At 69.9% G+C, this 16651-nt stretch carries 15 protein-coding genes and 1 pseudogene; 3 read left to right on the top strand and 13 right to left on the bottom strand.

The genetic code is table 11. From position 1 onward, the window contains the following. The 6 genes from A612_RS01290 to A612_RS01265 all read right to left on the bottom strand — a co-directional run. The coding region (locus A612_RS01290) for a benzoate/H(+) symporter BenE family transporter (protein ID WP_019372807.1) at positions 1 to 504 on the bottom strand (504 nt) is incomplete at its 3' end. Between the two features lie 64 nt (positions 505 to 568). Then, positions 569 to 2452, bottom strand: a complete 1884-nt coding sequence (locus tag A612_RS01285; RefSeq protein WP_040435504.1) for a potassium transporter Kup — start codon at positions 2450 to 2452, stop codon at positions 569 to 571. A 40-nt stretch (positions 2453 to 2492) separates the two neighbouring features. Beyond that, positions 2493 to 3788, bottom strand: coding sequence for a glutamate--cysteine ligase (gshA, locus tag A612_RS01280; protein ID WP_019372805.1), 1296 nt, complete (start codon positions 3786 to 3788; stop codon positions 2493 to 2495). A gap of 76 nt (positions 3789 to 3864) precedes the next feature. Next, positions 3865 to 5331, bottom strand: coding sequence for a TrkH family potassium uptake protein (locus A612_RS01275; protein WP_019372804.1), 1467 nt, complete (start codon positions 5329 to 5331; stop codon positions 3865 to 3867). 27 nt (positions 5332 to 5358) lie between these two features. Further along, on the bottom strand, positions 5359 to 6828 hold the full coding sequence (gene trkA, locus A612_RS01270) for a Trk system potassium transporter TrkA (protein ID WP_019372803.1): 1470 nt from the start codon (positions 6826 to 6828) through the stop codon (positions 5359 to 5361). A 19-nt stretch (positions 6829 to 6847) separates the two neighbouring features. Further along, the gene (locus tag A612_RS01265) at positions 6848 to 8128 is read right to left on the bottom strand and encodes a glutamate-5-semialdehyde dehydrogenase (protein ID WP_019372802.1); all 1281 of its coding nucleotides are present in this window, start codon (positions 8126 to 8128) and stop codon (positions 6848 to 6850) included. 61 nt (positions 8129 to 8189) lie between these two features. Between A612_RS01265 and A612_RS01260 the strand changes: the two genes are divergently transcribed. Continuing rightward, positions 8190 to 8492, top strand: coding sequence for a hypothetical protein (locus A612_RS01260; RefSeq protein WP_019372801.1), 303 nt, complete (start codon positions 8190 to 8192; stop codon positions 8490 to 8492). Between the two features lie 160 nt (positions 8493 to 8652). Further along, positions 8653 to 8907: pseudogene (locus A612_RS18090) on the top strand (helix-turn-helix domain-containing protein); the annotation flags it as partial. Positions 8908 to 9002: 95 nt separating this feature from the next. Here the strand turns inward: A612_RS18090 and holA are convergent. The 5 genes from holA to A612_RS01230 form a co-directional block, all read right to left on the bottom strand. Beyond that, positions 9003 to 10055 carry a DNA polymerase III subunit delta gene (holA, locus tag A612_RS01250; RefSeq protein ID WP_019372800.1) on the bottom strand — a complete coding sequence of 351 codons (1053 nt, stop codon included), beginning with the start codon at positions 10053 to 10055 and terminating at the stop codon, positions 9003 to 9005. Between the two features lie 39 nt (positions 10056 to 10094). Beyond that, positions 10095 to 10604, bottom strand: a complete 510-nt coding sequence (locus tag A612_RS01245) for an LPS-assembly lipoprotein LptE (protein WP_019372799.1) — start codon at positions 10602 to 10604, stop codon at positions 10095 to 10097. A 16-nt stretch (positions 10605 to 10620) separates the two neighbouring features. After that, the gene (leuS, locus tag A612_RS01240) at positions 10621 to 13326 is read right to left on the bottom strand and encodes a leucine--tRNA ligase (protein WP_019372798.1); all 2706 of its coding nucleotides are present in this window, start codon (positions 13324 to 13326) and stop codon (positions 10621 to 10623) included. 98 nt (positions 13327 to 13424) lie between these two features. After that, complete coding sequence (gene dapB / locus A612_RS01235; RefSeq protein ID WP_040435502.1) at positions 13425 to 14249, bottom strand: 4-hydroxy-tetrahydrodipicolinate reductase; 825 nt, start codon at positions 14247 to 14249, stop codon at positions 13425 to 13427. Between the two features lie 74 nt (positions 14250 to 14323). Continuing rightward, positions 14324 to 14869, bottom strand: coding sequence for an outer membrane protein assembly factor BamE (locus tag A612_RS01230; protein WP_110012107.1), 546 nt, complete (start codon positions 14867 to 14869; stop codon positions 14324 to 14326). A gap of 104 nt (positions 14870 to 14973) precedes the next feature. Here A612_RS01230 and fur point away from each other — a divergent pair, with 104 nt between their 5' ends. After that, positions 14974 to 15426, top strand: a complete 453-nt coding sequence (gene fur, locus A612_RS01225) for a ferric iron uptake transcriptional regulator (RefSeq protein WP_019372795.1) — start codon at positions 14974 to 14976, stop codon at positions 15424 to 15426. 10 nt (positions 15427 to 15436) lie between these two features. Here the strand turns inward: fur and hprK are convergent, their stop codons facing one another. Next, complete coding sequence (hprK, locus tag A612_RS01220) at positions 15437 to 16390, bottom strand: HPr(Ser) kinase/phosphatase (RefSeq protein WP_019372794.1); 954 nt, start codon at positions 16388 to 16390, stop codon at positions 15437 to 15439. A gap of 31 nt (positions 16391 to 16421) precedes the next feature. After that, the coding region (locus A612_RS01215) for a PTS sugar transporter subunit IIA (protein ID WP_019372793.1) at positions 16422 to 16651 on the bottom strand (230 nt) is incomplete at its 5' end.

The following is a 16651-nucleotide window of genomic DNA, read 5'->3' as shown; positions in this document are numbered from 1 at the left end:
CGGCAGCCGGCGCGCCAGCAGGTAGGCGAGCAACATCGCCAGCACCAGCGGCAGCGCCGTCTGCAGCGCGGCGAAGGCCTGCATGCCAAAGCGCGCCAGCACGCCGGCCAGCAGCGCCGAGGCGATCTCCATGGGGATGCGGTTCATCATCCGCTCGAACCAGCCGGTGGCGCCCGCCAGCGTGATGAGCAGCGCGCAGGCGATGAAGGCCCCGACCGCCTCGCCCATGCCGAAGCCGCCGGTGGCGCCGGCCGCTGCCAACACGGCCGCGCCCGGGGTGGACCAGGCGACCATCACCGGCTGGCGCAGGATCAGCGAGGGCAGCAGCGAGCACAGCCCCATGCCCAGGCCCAGGGCCCACATCCAGGAGGTGATCTGCGCGGGCGTGGCGCCGAAGGACTGGGCCGCCTGGAACACCAGGGCGACGGAGCTGGTGAAGCCGACCAGCACGGCGACGAAACCCGCCGTGGCGGCCGACAGGCTCAGGTCTCGGAAGAAGCGCATGGCGCACGATTGTGGCACCGGCTGCGAGACGCCCGCAGCGTCCGGCGCGACAGCCGGCTGCCCCTCAGATCTCCACCATCGAGCCCAGCTCGACCACCGCATTGCTCGGCAGGTTCAGGAAGTCCGCGGCTGCGCTGGCGCTGCGGTGCATCTGGGCGAACAGGCGCTCGCGCCACGGCGCCAGGCCGGCGCCCGGGGTGGGGATGACGATGTCGCGCGACAGGAAGTAGCTGGTCGCCATGGGTTCAAGCGCGATGCCGCGCCCGGACAGCAGGCCGAGCGCACGCGGCAGGTCCGGGCTGTTCTTGAAGCCGTAGTGCAGCGTGATGCGCCAGCAGCCATGCCCCAGCGGCTCCGCCTCCAGCCGGCGCTGCATGCCGATCCAGGGGACCTCGTGGTTGCGCACGGTCACGAACAGGTTCTGCTCGTGCAGCACCTTGTTGTGCCGGAGGTTGTGCAGCAGGGCGTTCGGCACCACGCCCGGCTCGGCCGTCAGAAACACGGCGGTGCCCGGCACGCGCGCCGGCGGGCTGGCGAAGACTGCATCGAGGAAGGACGGCAGGTCGACCGAGCCGCGGCGCAGGGTTTCGGCGAGCAATTCGCGGCCATCCTTCCAGGTGGTCATCAGGACGAAGATGGCAGCGCCGATCAGCAAGGGGAACCAGCCGCCGTCGAGCAGCTTGAGCAGGTTGGAGGCGAAGAAGGCCAGATCCACCGCCAGGAAGCAGCCGGTGGCCGCCAGCGCCAGGCCCAGGCGGTAGCCCCAGCCGTAGCGCAGCACGAAGAAGGTGAGGACCGTGGTGATGGTCATGTCCAGCGTCACGGCGATGCCGTAGGCCGCCGCCAGGTTGCTGGAGGAGCGAAACAGCAGCACCGCCAGCACGATCAGCCCGAACAGGCTCCAGTTGACGAAGGGCAGGTAGACCTGGCCGGTGTCGCGCGCGCTGGTGTGCAGGATGCGCAGGCGCGGCAGGTAGCCGAGCTGGATCACTTGGCGCGTGACGCTGAAGGCGCCGGTGATCAGCGCCTGCGAGGCGATCACCGCCGCGACGGTCGCCAGCCCCACCAGCGGCAGCATGAGCCAGCCGGGCGCCAGCATGAAGAAGGGGTTCCTCACCGCCTCGGGGTTGGACAACAGCAGCGCGCCTTGGCCGAAGTAGTTGAGCGTCAGCGCCGGCATGACGATGGAGAACCAGGCAATGCGGATCGGCCGGCGGCCGAAGTGGCCCATGTCGGCGTACAGCGCCTCGGCCCCGGTGACGCACAGCACGACCGCGCCCAGGATGATGAAGCTGATGCCCGGGTGCCGCCCGATGAACAGCAGGGCGTGGTGCGGACCGAGGGCGCCGAGGATTTGCGGGTGCTGCGCGATGTGCCAGCCGCCGAGGGCGGCGATGACCGCGAACCACAGCAGCATGACCGGCCCGAAAAAGCGCCCGATCCCGGCCGTGCCGCGCTTTTGCACCAAGAACAGTGCCAGCAGGATGGCCAGCGTCAGCGGGATCACGCCGCGCCGGAAGGCGGGCGAGACCACGTCCAGGCCTTCCACCGCCGAGAGCACCGTGATCGCCGGCGTGATGACGCCGTCGCCGTAGAACAGGCAGGTGCCGAAGATGCCGATGAGCAGCATCCACTTGCGCAGGCCCGGGGCCTTGTCGCGCACTGCCCGGGAAGCCAGGGCCAGCATGGCGACCAGGCCGCCCTCGCCCTCGTTGTCGGCGCGCAGCACCAGGGTCACGTACTTGAGCGAGACGATGACGGTAAGCGTCCAGAAGACGATGGACAGCACGCCAAAGACGTTCGCCTCGGTGAAGGGTACGTGGCCCGAGCCGAACACCTCCTTGAGCGTGTAGAGCACGCTGGTGCCGATGTCGCCATAGACGACGCCGACGGCCCCCAGGGTGAGGGCCGGCAGCCGACTGCGTCCTGCCTGGGTGGGAGCTGCCATGGCGCGGGGGCCGCGGGTGCGGAGCGTGCTGCGGCGCGGCTCAGTCATAGACTTCCGCGTCGGGGTCGGTGGCCTCGAGCTCGTAGCTGGCCGCCACCAGCGCCACGCGCGCCACCACGCCGTACATGTAGAAGCGGTTCGGAGCACTGGCGCCCGGGCGCGCGCCCGGCTGGGGCAGCTGCGCGCCGTGCTGGAAGGCCAGCGGCACGAAGCTCGCGCCCGGGGCGTTCAGGTTCTCGTCGGTGCCACGCTCGGCGTGGATGCGGTAGAAGCCCCCGACCACGTAGCGGTCCATCATGTAGACCACCGGCTCGGCCACCGCCTGGTGCACGCGCTCCTGCGTGAGCACGCCCTCCTGCACGATCACGTCGTGCACCGGCTGGCCGTCCTTGATGACGGCCATCTTGTTGCGCGCCTTGCGGTTCAGCCCGGCCAGCTCCTTGGCGTCGCGCACGGTCATGATGCCCATGCCGTAGGTGCCGTTGTCGGCCTTCACGACGGCGAAGGGCTTCTCGTTGATGCCGTATTCCTTGTACTTGCGCCGCACCTTGGCCAGCGTTGCGTCCACCGCGGTGGCGAGCTGCTCGATGCTGGCGTCCTCGTTGAAGTCCACGCCACGCACCGGCGTGAACAGCGGGTTGATCAGCCAGGGGTCGATGCCCAGCATCTTGCCGAAACGCTTGGCCACTTCCTCGTAGCTCTGGAAGTGGCGGCTCTTCCTGCGCACGCTCCAGCCGGCGTGCAGCGGCGGCAGCAGGTACTGCTCGTAGAGCTCCTCCAGGATGCCCGGCGGGCCAGCCGAGAGGTCGTTGTTGAGCAGGATGGTGCAGGGGTCGAAGTGCTTGACGCCCAGGCGGTGGCGGCTGCGCACCACGGGTTCGAGCACCACCTTGTCGCCGTGCGGCAGCTCGATGGTGGTGGTCTTCTTGACGTCCGGGCTGATGGAGCCGACGCGCACGTTCAACCCCGCCATGTTGAAGATGCGCACCAGCTGCGCAATGCTGGACAAGTAGAAGGTATTGCGCGAATGATTCTCGGGAATGATCAGGAGGTTGCGCGCCTCCGGACAGATCTTCTCGATGGCCGCCATCGCCGCCTGCACCGCCAGCGGCAGCATCTCGTCCGTGAGGTTGTTCCAGCCGCCGGGGAACAGGTTGGTGTCCACCGGTGCGAGCTTGAAGCCGGCGTTCCGGATGTCCACCGAGGCGTAGAACGGCGGCGTGTGCTCCATCCACTCCAGGCGGAACCAGCGCTCGATCGCCGGCATCGATTCGAGGATGCGCTGCTCCAGCTCGTTGATCGGGCCGGTGAGCGCGGTGATGAGGTGCGGAACCATGGCTGCCCTGCTCTGACGTGAAGCGGCCCATTGTAGGGAGCGGTGCCGGCCTCCCCCGTACGCACTTTTCCCGTCTTCAGCGTCGCCAGAAGGCCGGCGTGAGCAATGCCATGAAGCTCAGGATCTCCAGCCGCCCGAGCAGCATCGCGAGCGTGCACACCCAGAGCTGAAAATCGGTCAGCACGGCGTAGTTCGACGAAGGCCCGAGCAGGCCCAGCCCCGGGCCGGTGCAGTGCACGCTGGCCAGCACTGCCGAGAAGGCCGTGACCATGTCCAGGTCAGTCAGGAGCAGCACCATGCTCAGGGTGATGACGGTGGCGCCGTACATCAGCATGAAGGCCAGCACGGAGAACACCATGGGGCTCTCCACCACCCGGTTGCCCAGGCGCAGCGGCTGCACGGCGCGCGGATGCACGGCGCGCGTCATCTCGCGCCGCGCCTGCTTGAGCAGGATCAGCATGCGCACCATCTTGATGCCCCCGCCCGTGGAGCCGGCGCTGGTCGCCACGCCCGACAAGAGCAGCATGAATACCGGCGCGAACACCGGCCAGGCCAGGTAGTCGGTGGTGGCGTAGCCGGTGGTCGTGGCCACCGAGACCACGTGGAACATCCCCAGGCGCAACGCCTCCAGCGGCGCGTACATGCCCTTGGCCCACAGCAGCAGCGCCACCACCAGCCCGCCGCCCAGCAGGGCCGCAAGCGTGGCGCGCATTTCGGGGTCGTGCCACAGGCTGCGCCAGCTGCCCTTGCGCAGCGCGATGAAATACAGCGCGAAGTTGCAGCTCGCCGCCAGCATGAAGACGAAGGCGATGGTCTCCAGCAGGGGCGATGCGAAGAAGCCGAAGCTCGCATCGTGCGAGGACAGGCCGCCCAGGCTCACGGTGGAGAACATGTGCATGATCGCGTCCGCCGGCGCCATGCCGGCCAGCCAGTAGGCCAGCGCGCAGGCCAGCGAGAAGGCCACGTACACGCCCCACAGGCCCTTGGCGGTCTCGGTCATGCGGGGGGTGAGCTTGGTGTCCTTGACCGGCCCGGCGGCTTCCGCCTTGAACAGCTGGCTGCCGCCCAGGCCCAGCAGCGGCAGGATCGCCACCGCCAGGATCAGGATGCCCATGCCGCCGATCCACTGCATGAAGGTGCGCCACATGTTCACCGACAGCGGCAGTGCGTCGAGCTGCGCCAACACCGTGGAGCCGGTGGTGGTCAGGCCCGATACGGCCTCGAAGTAGGCATGGGTGAAGGACATCGGCCGCCCGATCGCCTGCATGACCATCAGCAGCGGCAGCGCGGCGAAGAACGGCGTCGCCAGCCAGACCAGGGAGACCAGCAGGATGCCGTGGCGCGGCAACAGCTCGCGCTGGTGTTCGGCCAGCCCCCACCAGAGAATGGCCGCCACGCCCAGCGTCACGGCCATGGCGAGCGCGTAGTGCGGCCACAGGCCTTCGCGCGCCACCAGCGAGGCCACGAGCGGCACGCCCAGCGTCAGCGCGAACATGGCCAGCAGGGCGCCGAGCACGCGCAGGACGGGCAGCAGGTCGGACATGGGCGGCAGGCGGGGCGGCAGCCCGCCCTAGAAGAAGGTGGCGCTGACGCGGAACAGGCGTTCCACCTCCGGCACCAGGCGCTTGTGCGGCAGGAAGAACACCACGTGGTCGCCGCTTTCCAGCACGGTATTGCTGCGCGGGATGATGACCTGCGGCTCGGGCAGCGGGGTGTCGGCGGCGGTGGCCGGGTCGGGCGGTGCATCCGGCAGGCCGCGCACGATCAGGCCCATGTGGACCTCGGGCGGCAACCGCAGCTCGTCCATGCGCCGCCCGACCACGCGCGAGGTCTTGCGATCGCCCCGCGCGACGATCTCCAGCGCCTCCGCCACGCCGCGGCGCAGGCTGTGCACCGCCTGCACGTCGCCGCGGCGCACGTAGGTCAGCAGCTCGCCCAGCATGGCCTGGGACGGCGAGAGCGCGATGTCGATCTGCGTGCCGTGCATCAGGTCGGCATAGCTGCGCCGGTTGATCAGCGCCAGCACGCGCCGCGCGCCCATGCGCTTGGCCAGCAGGCAGGCCATGATGTTGTCCTCGTCGTCGTTGGTCAGCGCGAGGAACAGGTCCACCTCCTCGATGGCCTCGCCGCCCAGCAGGTCCTCGTCGGTGGCGTCGCCCTGCAGCACCAGCACGTCGGACGGCAGCTCGGCGGCCAGCGCGATGCAGCGCTCGGTGTCCTTTTCCACCAGCTTGAGGTGAAAGCGCCCCTCGCCCGCCAGCTGGCGCGCCAGGCGCAGCCCCACGCGCCCGCCGCCGGCGATCATGATGCGGCGCACCGGCCGGGCGGGCCGACCCTGGCGGCGGTGCAGCGCCGCCAGGATCTGCGCCACGCGCTCGCGCCCGGCGAGCACGAACACCTCGTCCAGCGGCTCCACGCGCGTCGCGCCATCGCAGGGCACGAAGCGGTCGGGCTCGTCGGGAAAGCGCCGGTAGATGGCGACGATGCGCATGGCGACGTCGGGCGCGGACTCGCGCATGGCGCTGATCGGCATCCCGACCAGCGGCGCCCCGGCGCGCGCGCGCACCGACACCAGGCAGGCGCGCCCGCCGGCGAACTGGCGCACCTGCAGCGCCTCCGGAAATTCCACCAGCTTGCCGATGTAGCGCGTGAGCGACTCCTCCGGGCAGATGATGCGGTCCACGCCAAAGCCGTCCTTGCCCAGCAGCCCGTGGCCGGCGCTGCCCCCGAAGCCCGAGGAGCGCACGCGCGCGATGCGCGTCGGGATGCCGAAGGCCATCTGCGCGACCTTGCAGCACACCAGGTTGGTCTCGTCCTGCGCGGCGCAGGCGATCAGCAGGTCGGTGTCGCGTGCGCCGGCCTCGGCCAGCACGGCCGGATCGATCCCGTTGCCGACCACGCCGCGCAGGTCGTAGCGATCCTGCAGCTCGCGCAGGCGGCGCGCATCGGTGTCGATCACGGTGATGTCGTTCTTCTCCGACACCAAGCTCTCGGCCACGCTGTGGCCGACGCGCCCTGCCCCGAGGATGATGATCTTCATCGCACCGCCGCACTCGCGCTCAGGCGCGCACGTCGCCCTCGCCCAGCACCACCCACTTGAGCGAGGTCAGCCCCTCGATGCCCACCGGGCCGCGCGCGTGGAACTTGTCGGTGCTGATGCCGATCTCGGCGCCCAGGCCGTACTCGAAGCCATCGGCAAAGCGCGTGCTGGCGTTCACCATGCAGCTGGCCGAATCCACGTCGCGCAGGAACTGCTGGGCGTGCAGGTGGTCGCGCGTGAGGATCGCGTCGGTGTGGTGGCTGCCGTAGCGGTTGATGTGCGCGATGGCCTCGTCCACGCCGGCAACCACCTTGATGCTGATGATGGGCGCCAGGTATTCCTCGCCCCAATCCTGCTCGGTGGCCTCGGCCAGCTCGGCGCCCGGCACGCCGCGCAGGATCGCCAGCGCCTCGGGGCAGCCGCGCATCTGCACGCCCTTGGCGGCATAGATCGAGCCGATCCGCGGCAGGAATTCGCCCGCCACGCCGCGCGCCACCAGCAGGCCCTCGCTCGCGTTGCAGGGGCTGTACTTGTTCGTCTTGGCGTTGTCCGCCACCTTGACGGCCATGTCGATGTCCACGGGATCGTCCACGTAGGTGTGGCAATTGCCGTCCAGGTGCTTGATGACCGGCACTTTCGCCTCCGCGCTGATGCGCTCGATCAGGCCCTTGCCGCCGCGCGGGATGATCACATCCACATACTGGGGCATGGCGATCAGCTGGCCGACGGCGGCGCGGTCGGTGGTCTCGACCAGCTGCACTGCGTGCGCGGGCAGGCCGGCCTCCTGCAGGGCCTGGGTGACGAGGCGCGCGAGTGCGCGGTTGGAGTCGATGGCCTCCGAGCCGCCGCGCAGGATCGCCGCGTTGCCGCTCTTGATCGACAGGCTGGCGGCCTCGATGGTCACGTTCGGCCGGCTCTCGTAGATCATGCCGAACACGCCGATGGGCACGCGCATGCGGCCGACGCGGATGCCGCTGGGCTGCTGCTGCATGCCCTGGATCTCGCCGATGATGTCGGGCATGGCGGCCAGCTGCTCGCAGCCCTGGGCGCAGGTCTCGATCACCCGGGGCGTGAGCTTGAGGCGATCGACCATGGGCTCGGCCAGGCCGGCGGCGCGGGCGCGCTCCAGGTCCTGGGCGTTGGCGGCGGCGAGCTCTTCGACGCCCTCGCGCAGCAGCCGCGCCAGCGCCCGCAGGGCCGCGGCCTTGGCGGCGGCGGGCGCCCGGGCCATCAGGAAGGAGGCGGCCTTGGCCTGCAGGCCGAGGGTCTGGGTGTATTCAGCGATGTTCAGCGCATTCATGGACAGGATTCTGGCGCAGATGGCATACCCTCGGCAGCACGCAGCGCGCTAACCTGTGCCCATGAGCCACACCCTTGCCCTCGCCCAACTCGACAACCTGCGCGCCGACCTGCAGCAACTGGCCGGCCAGCGCCTCAGCAACCACGCCTTCAGCCAGGCCGCCCGTGCCCAGGGCGAGCTGCTCAAGACTTTGCCGCCGCGCTATGGCGAAGTCTTGCTGGACCTGCTCGACCGCCTGGAGGCCGGCGCCCTGTTCACCGAGGAAAGCTGCTCCTTCAGCCACGGCGCGCTGGTCGACGCCCTGACGCAATGGGCGGCCAAGGCCGAGGCAGCGCTGCGGACAGCTGCCATGCGCCCTGCTTGAGGTGTCCGCTGCTGCAGCGGCATCTCCCGTCCCATGCGAGCGCCTCAGGTTTGCCCCGGCGCAGCGAGGATCCACACGTGTGTGCGCAACCGATGTCGCGTATGGCGTCTACAAATGACCGAAATTCAAGTGATTGAAAAGGACGGAAAGCCGGCCTTCTATGGGGTTCCTGCCGACATGTGGGACAGGGTGCGCGGCGCCATTGAGGAGGCTGGCGACAACGCCGCACTTGACCGCGCCATGGCCAGCGATGACGGCATCCGCATTCCCTCGGTGGTGGCTTTCGCCATCGCGGACGGAAATCACGCCCCTCAGGGCTTGGCGCGAGCACCGTGGGCTCAGCCAAGAGGCACTGGCCAAGTCCGCCGGCCTGAGCAAGCCCTTCATCAGCCAGATCGAGAGCGGGAAGCGCTCGGGGAGTGCGTCCACGCTGAAGAAGCTGGCTGCAGCGCTCGCTGTGCCGCTGGGTGCGCTGGTCTGGAGACGAGCCCGGTGCACCGATCGGGCCGGTCAGCCAGGGCGCGCCAGCCGGCCGACCTGCAGCGCCAGCCGCGCCAGCGCCTGCCAGGGCTCCTGCGGCCAGTCGGGGGCTTTCAGGCCCTTGACGATGCCGTCCACCGTGTGGGCCGATTGCAGGAGGCGCCCGAGCTGGGCCGCAGTAGCGCGCCGCAGCAAGGGCTCGAACAGACGCTCCTTCGGGCCCCAGACGCGGTTTTCGCGCAGCGCCATGGGCAGCGGCTTGCCGGCGTCCAGTGCCTCGCGGCAGCGCTTGAGGGCGCGGATGTCCTCGGCCAACGCCCAGTGCACCAGCACCGGTGCCGCACCTGCGGCCTCCAGGCCCTCGAGCATGCGCTGGGTGCGCAGCACCTGCCCGGAGAGCACCACCTCCGACAGCTGGAAGGCGTCGTAGCGCGCCACGTTCAGCACGGCCGCCTCGATGGCGCCGGCCGGCAGCTCCCCGGGCGGGTGCAGCAGCGCCAGCTTGGCGATCTCCTGGTGCGCCGCCAGCAGGTTGCCTTCCACCTGGTCGGCGAAGAACTGCAGCATGTGCTGGCCGGCCTCGCCGGCGGGCACGCGCTGGCCCTGCGCCGCCAGCCGGCGCGCGATCCAGGCGGGCAGCTGCGCACGCCCCACAGGGTCGATCTGGACGGCCACGCCGGCGCCTTCGAGCGCCGTGAACCAGGCGCTGGCGCGCGCCGCCTTGTCCAGGCGCGGCAGCACGACGACGGTGAGCACGTCTTCGCTCGCGGGCGCGCGCTCGGCCAGCTGCTGCAGTGCGGCCGAGCCGTCCTTGCCCGGCTTGCCCGAAGGGATGCGCAGCTCCAGCAGCTGCCGCTCAGCGAACAGCGACAGCGACCCCCCGGCGGCGAGCACGCCGCTCCAGTCGAAGTGCGCGCCGGCGACGGTGAAGCTGCTGCGCTCGGTGTGGCCGGCGGCACGCGCGGCGGCGCGGATGGCGTCCAGCGCCTCCTGCTGCAGCAGGGGTTCGTCGCCGTGCAGCACGTACAGCGGGCGCAGGCCCTGCTGCAGGTGGGCGTCCAGCTGGGCGAGCGGCAGGTGCATGGCTTCGGTCGGGGCGCTCCGGCAGGCGTCGGCCGCCGCTCACGCCCCCGGCGCGCGTGCGGCCGCCAGGCGGCGCAGCAGCTGCTGCACAAGGTCGGTCTGCATGTTGCGAAACAGCAGCGCCTCCTCGCCTTCCTTGGACAGGGCGATGGTCTCGTTGTAGCTGATGTCGCGCGTCTGCGCGATCTCGGTGGGGGCGATCCATTCCTGGCCGTCGCGCCCGCGCAGCCGAAAGCGCAGCCGCAGGCGCAGCTGCAGCTCGCGCACCTGGCCGGTGGCGTTCTGGCCGACCACCACACGCTCGCGCTGCTCGGACAGGAATTCCAGCACCGCCTCGGCCTGGGGCAGTTGTGCGGGCTCGCTCAGCAGGAGCAGGTCGCCGCCGGCGCCGACCAGCGTGCGGCGCAGTTCGCGCACCAGCTCGGACCCCGCCTCGGCCTGCACGTAGAGCGAGCGAAAGGCGAACTGCGGCACGCCACGCAGGCGAAAGCCGCACGCCGCCAGCGGCGCCGCAGCCAGCAGGGTGAGCAACAGGGTGCGCTTGCGCATGGGTGTCCTCTTGGCCTCAGACCACCACGTTGACCAGGCGACCCGGAACCACCACCACCTTCTTCGCGGTGCGGCCCTCGGAGAATTTCTGGAATTCCTCGCTCGCCAGCGCTGCCTGCTCGATCGCCGCCCGGTCGGCGCTGGCAGGCACGCGCAGCGCGCCGCGCAGCTTGCCGTTGACCTGCAGCACCAGCTCCAGTTCGTCCTGCACCAGCGCGCCGGGGTCCACCTGGGGCCAGGGCGCATCCAGCAGGTCGCCGAGCTGGCTGGCGTAGCCCAGCTGCTCCCACAGCACGTGCGTGAGGTGCGGCGTGGCAGGGTAGAGGGCGCGCAGCAGGATGCCAAAACCCTCGATCAGCGCCACTTGGGCGCCCGCATCGGCGTGGTCCTTGAAGCCCTCCAGCGCGTTGAGCATCTTCATGCAGCCCGAGACCACGGTGTTGTACTGCATGCGTTGGTAGTCGTAATCCACCTGCTTGAGCACCGTGTGGATCTCCAGGCGCAGCGCGCGCGCGGCCGGGCCGAAGGCAACGTCCGCCAGGCTGGTGGCACCGGCGACGCTGGCCAGCGCCGCATCCTTGTCCAGCGCCGCCAGCCGGTGGCCGAAGGCCCACACGCGGCGCAGGAAGCGGTGGCTGCCCTCGACCGCGGCGTCGTTCCACTCCAGGGTCAGCTCGGGCGGCGCGGTGAACATGGTGTAGAGGCGCGCGGTGTCGGCGCCGTAGCGCTCGATCAGGTCCTGCGGATCGACGCCGTTGTTCTTCGACTTGGACATGGTGCCCACGCCCTCGTAGTCGATGGGCGTGCCCACGGGCAGCAGGCCGTCGCCGCTGTCCACGGCGTGCTTCAGCCGCGCGCCGACGACCTTGCCGTCCTCGCCCAGCACGTGCTCCACGTCGTGCGGCCAGAAGTATTCCTTGGCGCCGCGCGCTGTGCGGCGGCTGTAGATGTGGTTGAGCACCATGCCCTGCGTGAGCAGGCGCGTGAAGGGCTCATCGACCTTGACCAGCCCCAGGTCGCGCATGACCTTGGTCCAGAAACGCGCGTACAGCAGGTGCAGGATGGCGTGCTCGATGCCACCGATGTACTGGTCCATCGGCATCCAGTAGTCCGTGCCACCGCCGACCATGCGCTCGTGGTCGTTCGCGTCGCAATAGCGCATGAAGTACCAGGACGAGTCCACGAAGGTGTCCATGGTGTCGGTCTCGCGCCGCGCCGCCTTGCCGCAGCAGGGGCAGGTGACGCCGGCGTGGAATTCCTCCGAGTGCACCAGCGGGTTGCCCGAGCCATCGGGCACCAGCCCTTCGGGCAGCACCACCGGCAGGTCCTGTTCCGGCACGGGCTGGGCGCCACAGTCCTCGCAGTGGATGATGGGAATCGGCGTGCCCCAGTAGCGCTGGCGCGAGATGCCCCAGTCGCGCAGGCGCCAGGTGGTCTTGAGCTCGCCCAGTCCCTTGGCTTCGAGCGCGTGCGCCACCGCCGCCACGGCCTCCTGGTGGCCCAGGCCGCTGAAGTTGTCGGAGTTGATGGTCACGCCGCGCTCCTTGTCGGCGTACCAGTCCTGCCAGCGATGGAAGTCGAATTCCTCGCCATCGACCAGGATCACCTGCTTGATCGGCAGGCCGTATTTGAGCGCAAAGGCGAAGTCGCGCTCGTCGTGCGCCGGCACGCCCATGACGGCGCCGTCGCCATAGCCCATCAGCACGTAGTTGCCCACCCACAGCGGGACCGGCTCGCCGGTGAGCGGATGCGTGACGACCAGCCCCGTGGGCATACCGGCCTTCTCGCGCGCGGCGAGCTCCGCCTCGGTGGTACCGCCCTTCTTGCATTCCTCGATGAAGGCGGCCAGCTGCGGGTTGCCGGCCGCGGCGTGCAGCGCCAGCGGGTGCTCGGGCGCCACGGCGCAGAACGTCACCCCCATGATGGTGTCGGCGCGCGTGGTGAAGACGTACATGCGGCCGTCCCCGATCAGCGCGCCGTCGGCACCCCGGATGTCGTGCGTGAAGGCAAAGCGCACACCGCTGGACTTGCCGATCCAGTTCTCCTGCATCACGCGCACCTTGTCGGGCCAGCCCGTGAGCGTCGCCTTCTCGCCGCCCAGCTGCACGTGGTCGAGCAGCTCCTGCGCGTAAGTTGTGATCTTCAGGTAGTAGCCCGGGATCTCGCGCTTCTCGACCGGTGCGCCGGTGCGCCAACCCTTGCCGTCGATGACCTGCTCGTTGGCCAGCACCGTCTGGTCCACCGGGTCCCAGTTGACCACCTGGGTCTTGCGGTAGGCGATGCCCTTTTCCAGCATCTTCAGGAACAGCCACTGGTTCCACTTGTAGTACTGCGGGTCGCAGGTGGCGACCTCGCGGCTCCAGTCGATGGCCAGGCCCATGGCCTGCATCTGCCGCTTCATGTAGGCGATGTTGTCCCAGGTCCACTGCGCCGGCGGCACCTTGTTCTTGAGCGCCGCATTCTCCGCCGGCAGGCCGAAGGCGTCCCAGCCCATGGGCATCAGCACGTTGTAGCCCTGCATGCGCAGCTGGCGCGTGAGCATGTCGTTGATGGTGTAGTTGCGCACGTGGCCCATGTGCAGCTTGCCGCTGGGATAGGGCAGCATGGAGCAGGCGTAGAACTTCGGTTTGGAAGCGTCCTCGGTGACGCGGTAGGCGTCGCGGGCGTTCCAGTGGGCGTGCGCGGCGCGCTCCACCTCGGCGGGGTTGTACTTGTCTTGCATGGCGGGAAGAGAGGGGAATCCGGACACCGGGCGGCGGGACGCGGTGCGTGGCAGGCCGATTCTAGGGCGCGCGCCCCGCGCGCCTGCGGCCTGTCGGCTCAGCCATTGAGGCCGAGCACGTCGAACATGTCGAACAGGCCGGCTTCCTTGCCGGCCAGGAAACGCACGGCGCGCAGGCTGCCCTGGGCGTAGCCCTCGCGGCTGCTGGAGCGGTGGGAGATTTCCACGCGCTCGCCGGTGCCGGCAAACAGCACCGTGTGGTCGCCCACGATGTCGCCGCCGCGCACCGTGGCAAAGCCGATGGCGTTCGCCGGGCGCTCGCCGGTGTGGCCGTAGCGCTCGTAGACCGCGCGGTCGGCCAGGCGCGTGCCCTGCGCCTCGGCGATGACTTCGCCCATCTTCAGCGCCGTGCCCGAGGGCGCGTCCACCTTGTGCTTGTGGTGCGCCTCGATGACCTCGATGTCGTAGCCCTGGTCGAGCGCGCGCGCCGCCATCTGCAGCAGCTTGAGCGTGACGTTCACGCCCACGCTCATGTTCGGCGCGAGGACGATCGCCACCTTGTCGGCCGCAGCCTGCAACTCGGCCTTCTGGGCCTCGGAAAAACCGGTGGTGCCGATCACCATCTGCACGCCGGCCGCGGCGCAGGCGGCGGCGTGCGCCAGCGTGCCCTCGGGGCGCGTGAAGTCGATCAGCACATCGGCATCGGCCAGTCCGGCCTGCAGGTCGCTGGTGATGGCCACGCCGCTGCTGCGGCCCAGGTGGGCCAGCGCGTCCTGACCCAGCGCCGGGCTGCCGGGAATGTCCAGCGCGCCCGCCAGGCGGCAGTCGCTGCTGGCGGCGATCGCCTCGACCAGCATGCGGCCCATGCGGCCGCTGGCGCCGGCGACCGCGACGCGGCGAAGGGAGGGGGAAGAGGCACTCATGTCGGCAGGGGGTAGTGAACGGGGACAGGGAAGCGGAGCCGCGGGCGCCGCCGGGCGGCCCTGCCCGCCTGGATTCAGCGCGGCGCGGATTCCAGCGGCGGGTAGCTGGTCGGCGGAGGCGGCGCGGGCGGCTCGGCCTCCAGCGGCGGCGCGGTGTCGGGCTGGGTGGGGTGGCGCGCCAGCTGCGCCTCGGTGGCTTCCAGCACCGGCACCGCCCGCCTGGAGGCCTTGGAAGCCAGCGAGGCGACGAATTCGGCCTCGCTCGGCATCTCGTCGCCCTCCACGCGCTCGAGCACGTTGTCCCGGAAGAACACGGTCAGGCGGCGCGACTGCACTTCCACGCCCGGTCGCTTGAGCGTGAACACGTACTCCCAGCGGTCGGCGTGAAAGACGCTCGCCAGCAGCGGCGTGCCGAGGATCTCGCGCACCTGCTGGCGGCCCATGCCGGGCTGCAGCGCCGCCACCTGCTCGCGGGAGATGAAGTTGCCCTGCACCACCTCGACCTTGTAGGGCGTGACGGCGCCGACCACGCGGTGCGCCGTGTCCGCACAGCCGGACGCTGCGGCGCCGAGGAGCAGGGCCGCGCCGAAGCGCACGAGCCAATGGGCGGAAACAGGCATGGAAATAGGCATGGCGATATGATCCAGACGATTGTAGCGGCAGGATTTTTCAGGCCTTCGCGCGCAGCCACCTCCTCACACGACTGGCACACGAAAGGGCAGGGATGAAGCACATCGAGGAACTCAAGAGTACGGGCCTGAAGGCCACCCTGCCGCGTCTGAAGATCCTGCAGATCTTCCAAAGTGGCGCCCAGCGCCACATGACGGCCGAGGATGTGTTCCGCGTGCTGCTGGACGAGCGCTCCGACATCGGCCTGGCGACCGTCTACCGCGTGCTCACGCAGTTCGAGCAGGCAGGCATCCTGCTGCGCAGCAACTTCGAGGGCGGCAAGTCGATCTACGAACTCAACGAGGGCGAGCACCACGACCACTTCATCTGCACCGTGTGCAACAAGGTCGAGGAGTTCTACGACCCGGAGATCGAGCGGCGCCAGCAGCTCATCGCGCGCCAGAACGGCTGGGTGGTGCGCGACCACTCCATGGAGCTCTACGGCCAGTGCGCCGAGTGCGCCGCCGCGGCCGAGCAACAGGCCTCCACGCCGCGCAAGCCGGGTTGAGGCCGGGCCTTCAGGCCCCGCCCTGCTCCATGGCGCGGCGGTGGCGCTCGACGAATTCCTGGTAGGTGTCGATGCCGCGCAGCTGCAGGATGGTGTTGCGCACCGCCGCCTCGACCAGCACGGCGATGTTGCGCCCCGCCACCACCTGGATGATCACCTTGAGCACCGGCACGCCCAGCACGTCCTGCGTGAGCGGCTCGTAGGGCATGCGCTCATAGTCGCGCTCCAGGGTTTCCTTGCGCACCAGGTGCACGATGAGCTTGAGGCGCATGCGCCGGCGCACTGCCGATTCGCCGAAGATCGCGCGGATGTCCAAAAGGCCGATGCCGCGCACCTCCAGCAGGTTCTGCAGCAATTCGGGGCACTTGCCCTCGATGGTGGTCTGGTTGATGCGGTACAGGTCGACCGCGTCGTCGGCCACCAGGCCGTTGCCGCGCGAGATCAGCTCCAGCCCCAGTTCGCTCTTGCCCAGGCCCGATTCGCCCGTGATCAGCACGCCCAGGCCCAGGATGTCCATGAACACGCCGTGCATGGTGGTGCGATCGGCAAAGTGCTTGGACAGGTAGGCGCGCAGCACGTCGCTCACGAAGGCGGCCGATTCGTGCGTGGCAAACAGCGGGATCTGCGCCCGCTCGCACATGGCGAGCAGCTCCGCGGGCGCCTCCTGGTCGTCCGAGAGCACCAGCACCGGCGGCTCGAGCGTGACGATGCGCGCGATGCGGCGCTCGCAATCCTCGGGCGTGGCGTTGCACAGGTAGCGGATCTCGCGCTCGCCCAGGATCTGCACCCGGTAGGGATGGATGTAGTTCAGGTAGCCGACCAGGTCGGCGCCCGAGCGCGCGGCGCGCACCGCGACCTCGGCGAAGCGCCGCTCGGAGGCGCCCAGCCCGGCGATCCAGCGCCACTTGAGCAGCGCGCGGAATTCCTCGAACAGGACGTGGGCGCTGACGACGTTGGGTTTCACGGCAACCGTCCCGCGGGCGCAGCCGGGCCGCTCAGTCGCCCGCCGGGGCCGGCCGGGCGGGCTGCCACTCGGCGATCATCCGGTGCAGCTCGGCCGCATCGCCGCAGGTCTTCAGGCGCTCGCGCAGCGCGCCGTCGCTCAGCAGCTCGGCGATCTCCGAGAGGATCTCCAGGTGCTTCTGCGTCGCCGCCTCGGGCACCAGCAGGAAGATCAGCAACACCACCGGCTGCTCGTCCGGGGCGTCGAAGCCGATCGGCTGGG

The organism is Melaminivora alkalimesophila, from assembly GCF_000282995.1.
Classification (GTDB): Bacteria; Pseudomonadota; Gammaproteobacteria; order Burkholderiales; family Burkholderiaceae_C; genus Melaminivora; species Melaminivora alkalimesophila.
The sequence above is the reverse complement of the archived record's forward strand: the minus strand, read 5'-3'. Positions and strand labels throughout refer to the sequence as shown.

Coding starts and splice junctions, on each gene's coding strand:
- fur (WP_019372795.1), top strand. CDS start 14,974: ATGAAGCACATCGAGGAACTCAAGAGTACGGGCCTGAAGGCCACCCTG.
- leuS (WP_019372798.1), bottom strand. CDS start 13,326: ATGCAAGACAAGTACAACCCCGCCGAGGTGGAGCGCGCCGCGCACGCC.
- A612_RS01260 (WP_019372801.1), top strand. CDS start 8,190: ATGAGCCACACCCTTGCCCTCGCCCAACTCGACAACCTGCGCGCCGAC.
- dapB (WP_040435502.1), bottom strand. CDS start 14,249: ATGAGTGCCTCTTCCCCCTCCCTTCGCCGCGTCGCGGTCGCCGGCGCC.
- A612_RS01275 (WP_019372804.1), bottom strand. CDS start 5,331: ATGTCCGACCTGCTGCCCGTCCTGCGCGTGCTCGGCGCCCTGCTGGCC.
- holA (WP_019372800.1), bottom strand. CDS start 10,055: ATGCACCTGCCGCTCGCCCAGCTGGACGCCCACCTGCAGCAGGGCCTG.
- A612_RS01265 (WP_019372802.1), bottom strand. CDS start 8,128: ATGAATGCGCTGAACATCGCTGAATACACCCAGACCCTCGGCCTGCAG.
- A612_RS01245 (WP_019372799.1), bottom strand. CDS start 10,604: ATGCGCAAGCGCACCCTGTTGCTCACCCTGCTGGCTGCGGCGCCGCTG.
- gshA (WP_019372805.1), bottom strand. CDS start 3,788: ATGGTTCCGCACCTCATCACCGCGCTCACCGGCCCGATCAACGAGCTG.
- trkA (WP_019372803.1), bottom strand. CDS start 6,828: ATGAAGATCATCATCCTCGGGGCAGGGCGCGTCGGCCACAGCGTGGCC.
- A612_RS01285 (WP_040435504.1), bottom strand. CDS start 2,452: ATGGCAGCTCCCACCCAGGCAGGACGCAGTCGGCTGCCGGCCCTCACC.
- A612_RS01230 (WP_110012107.1), bottom strand. CDS start 14,869: ATGCCTGTTTCCGCCCATTGGCTCGTGCGCTTCGGCGCGGCCCTGCTC.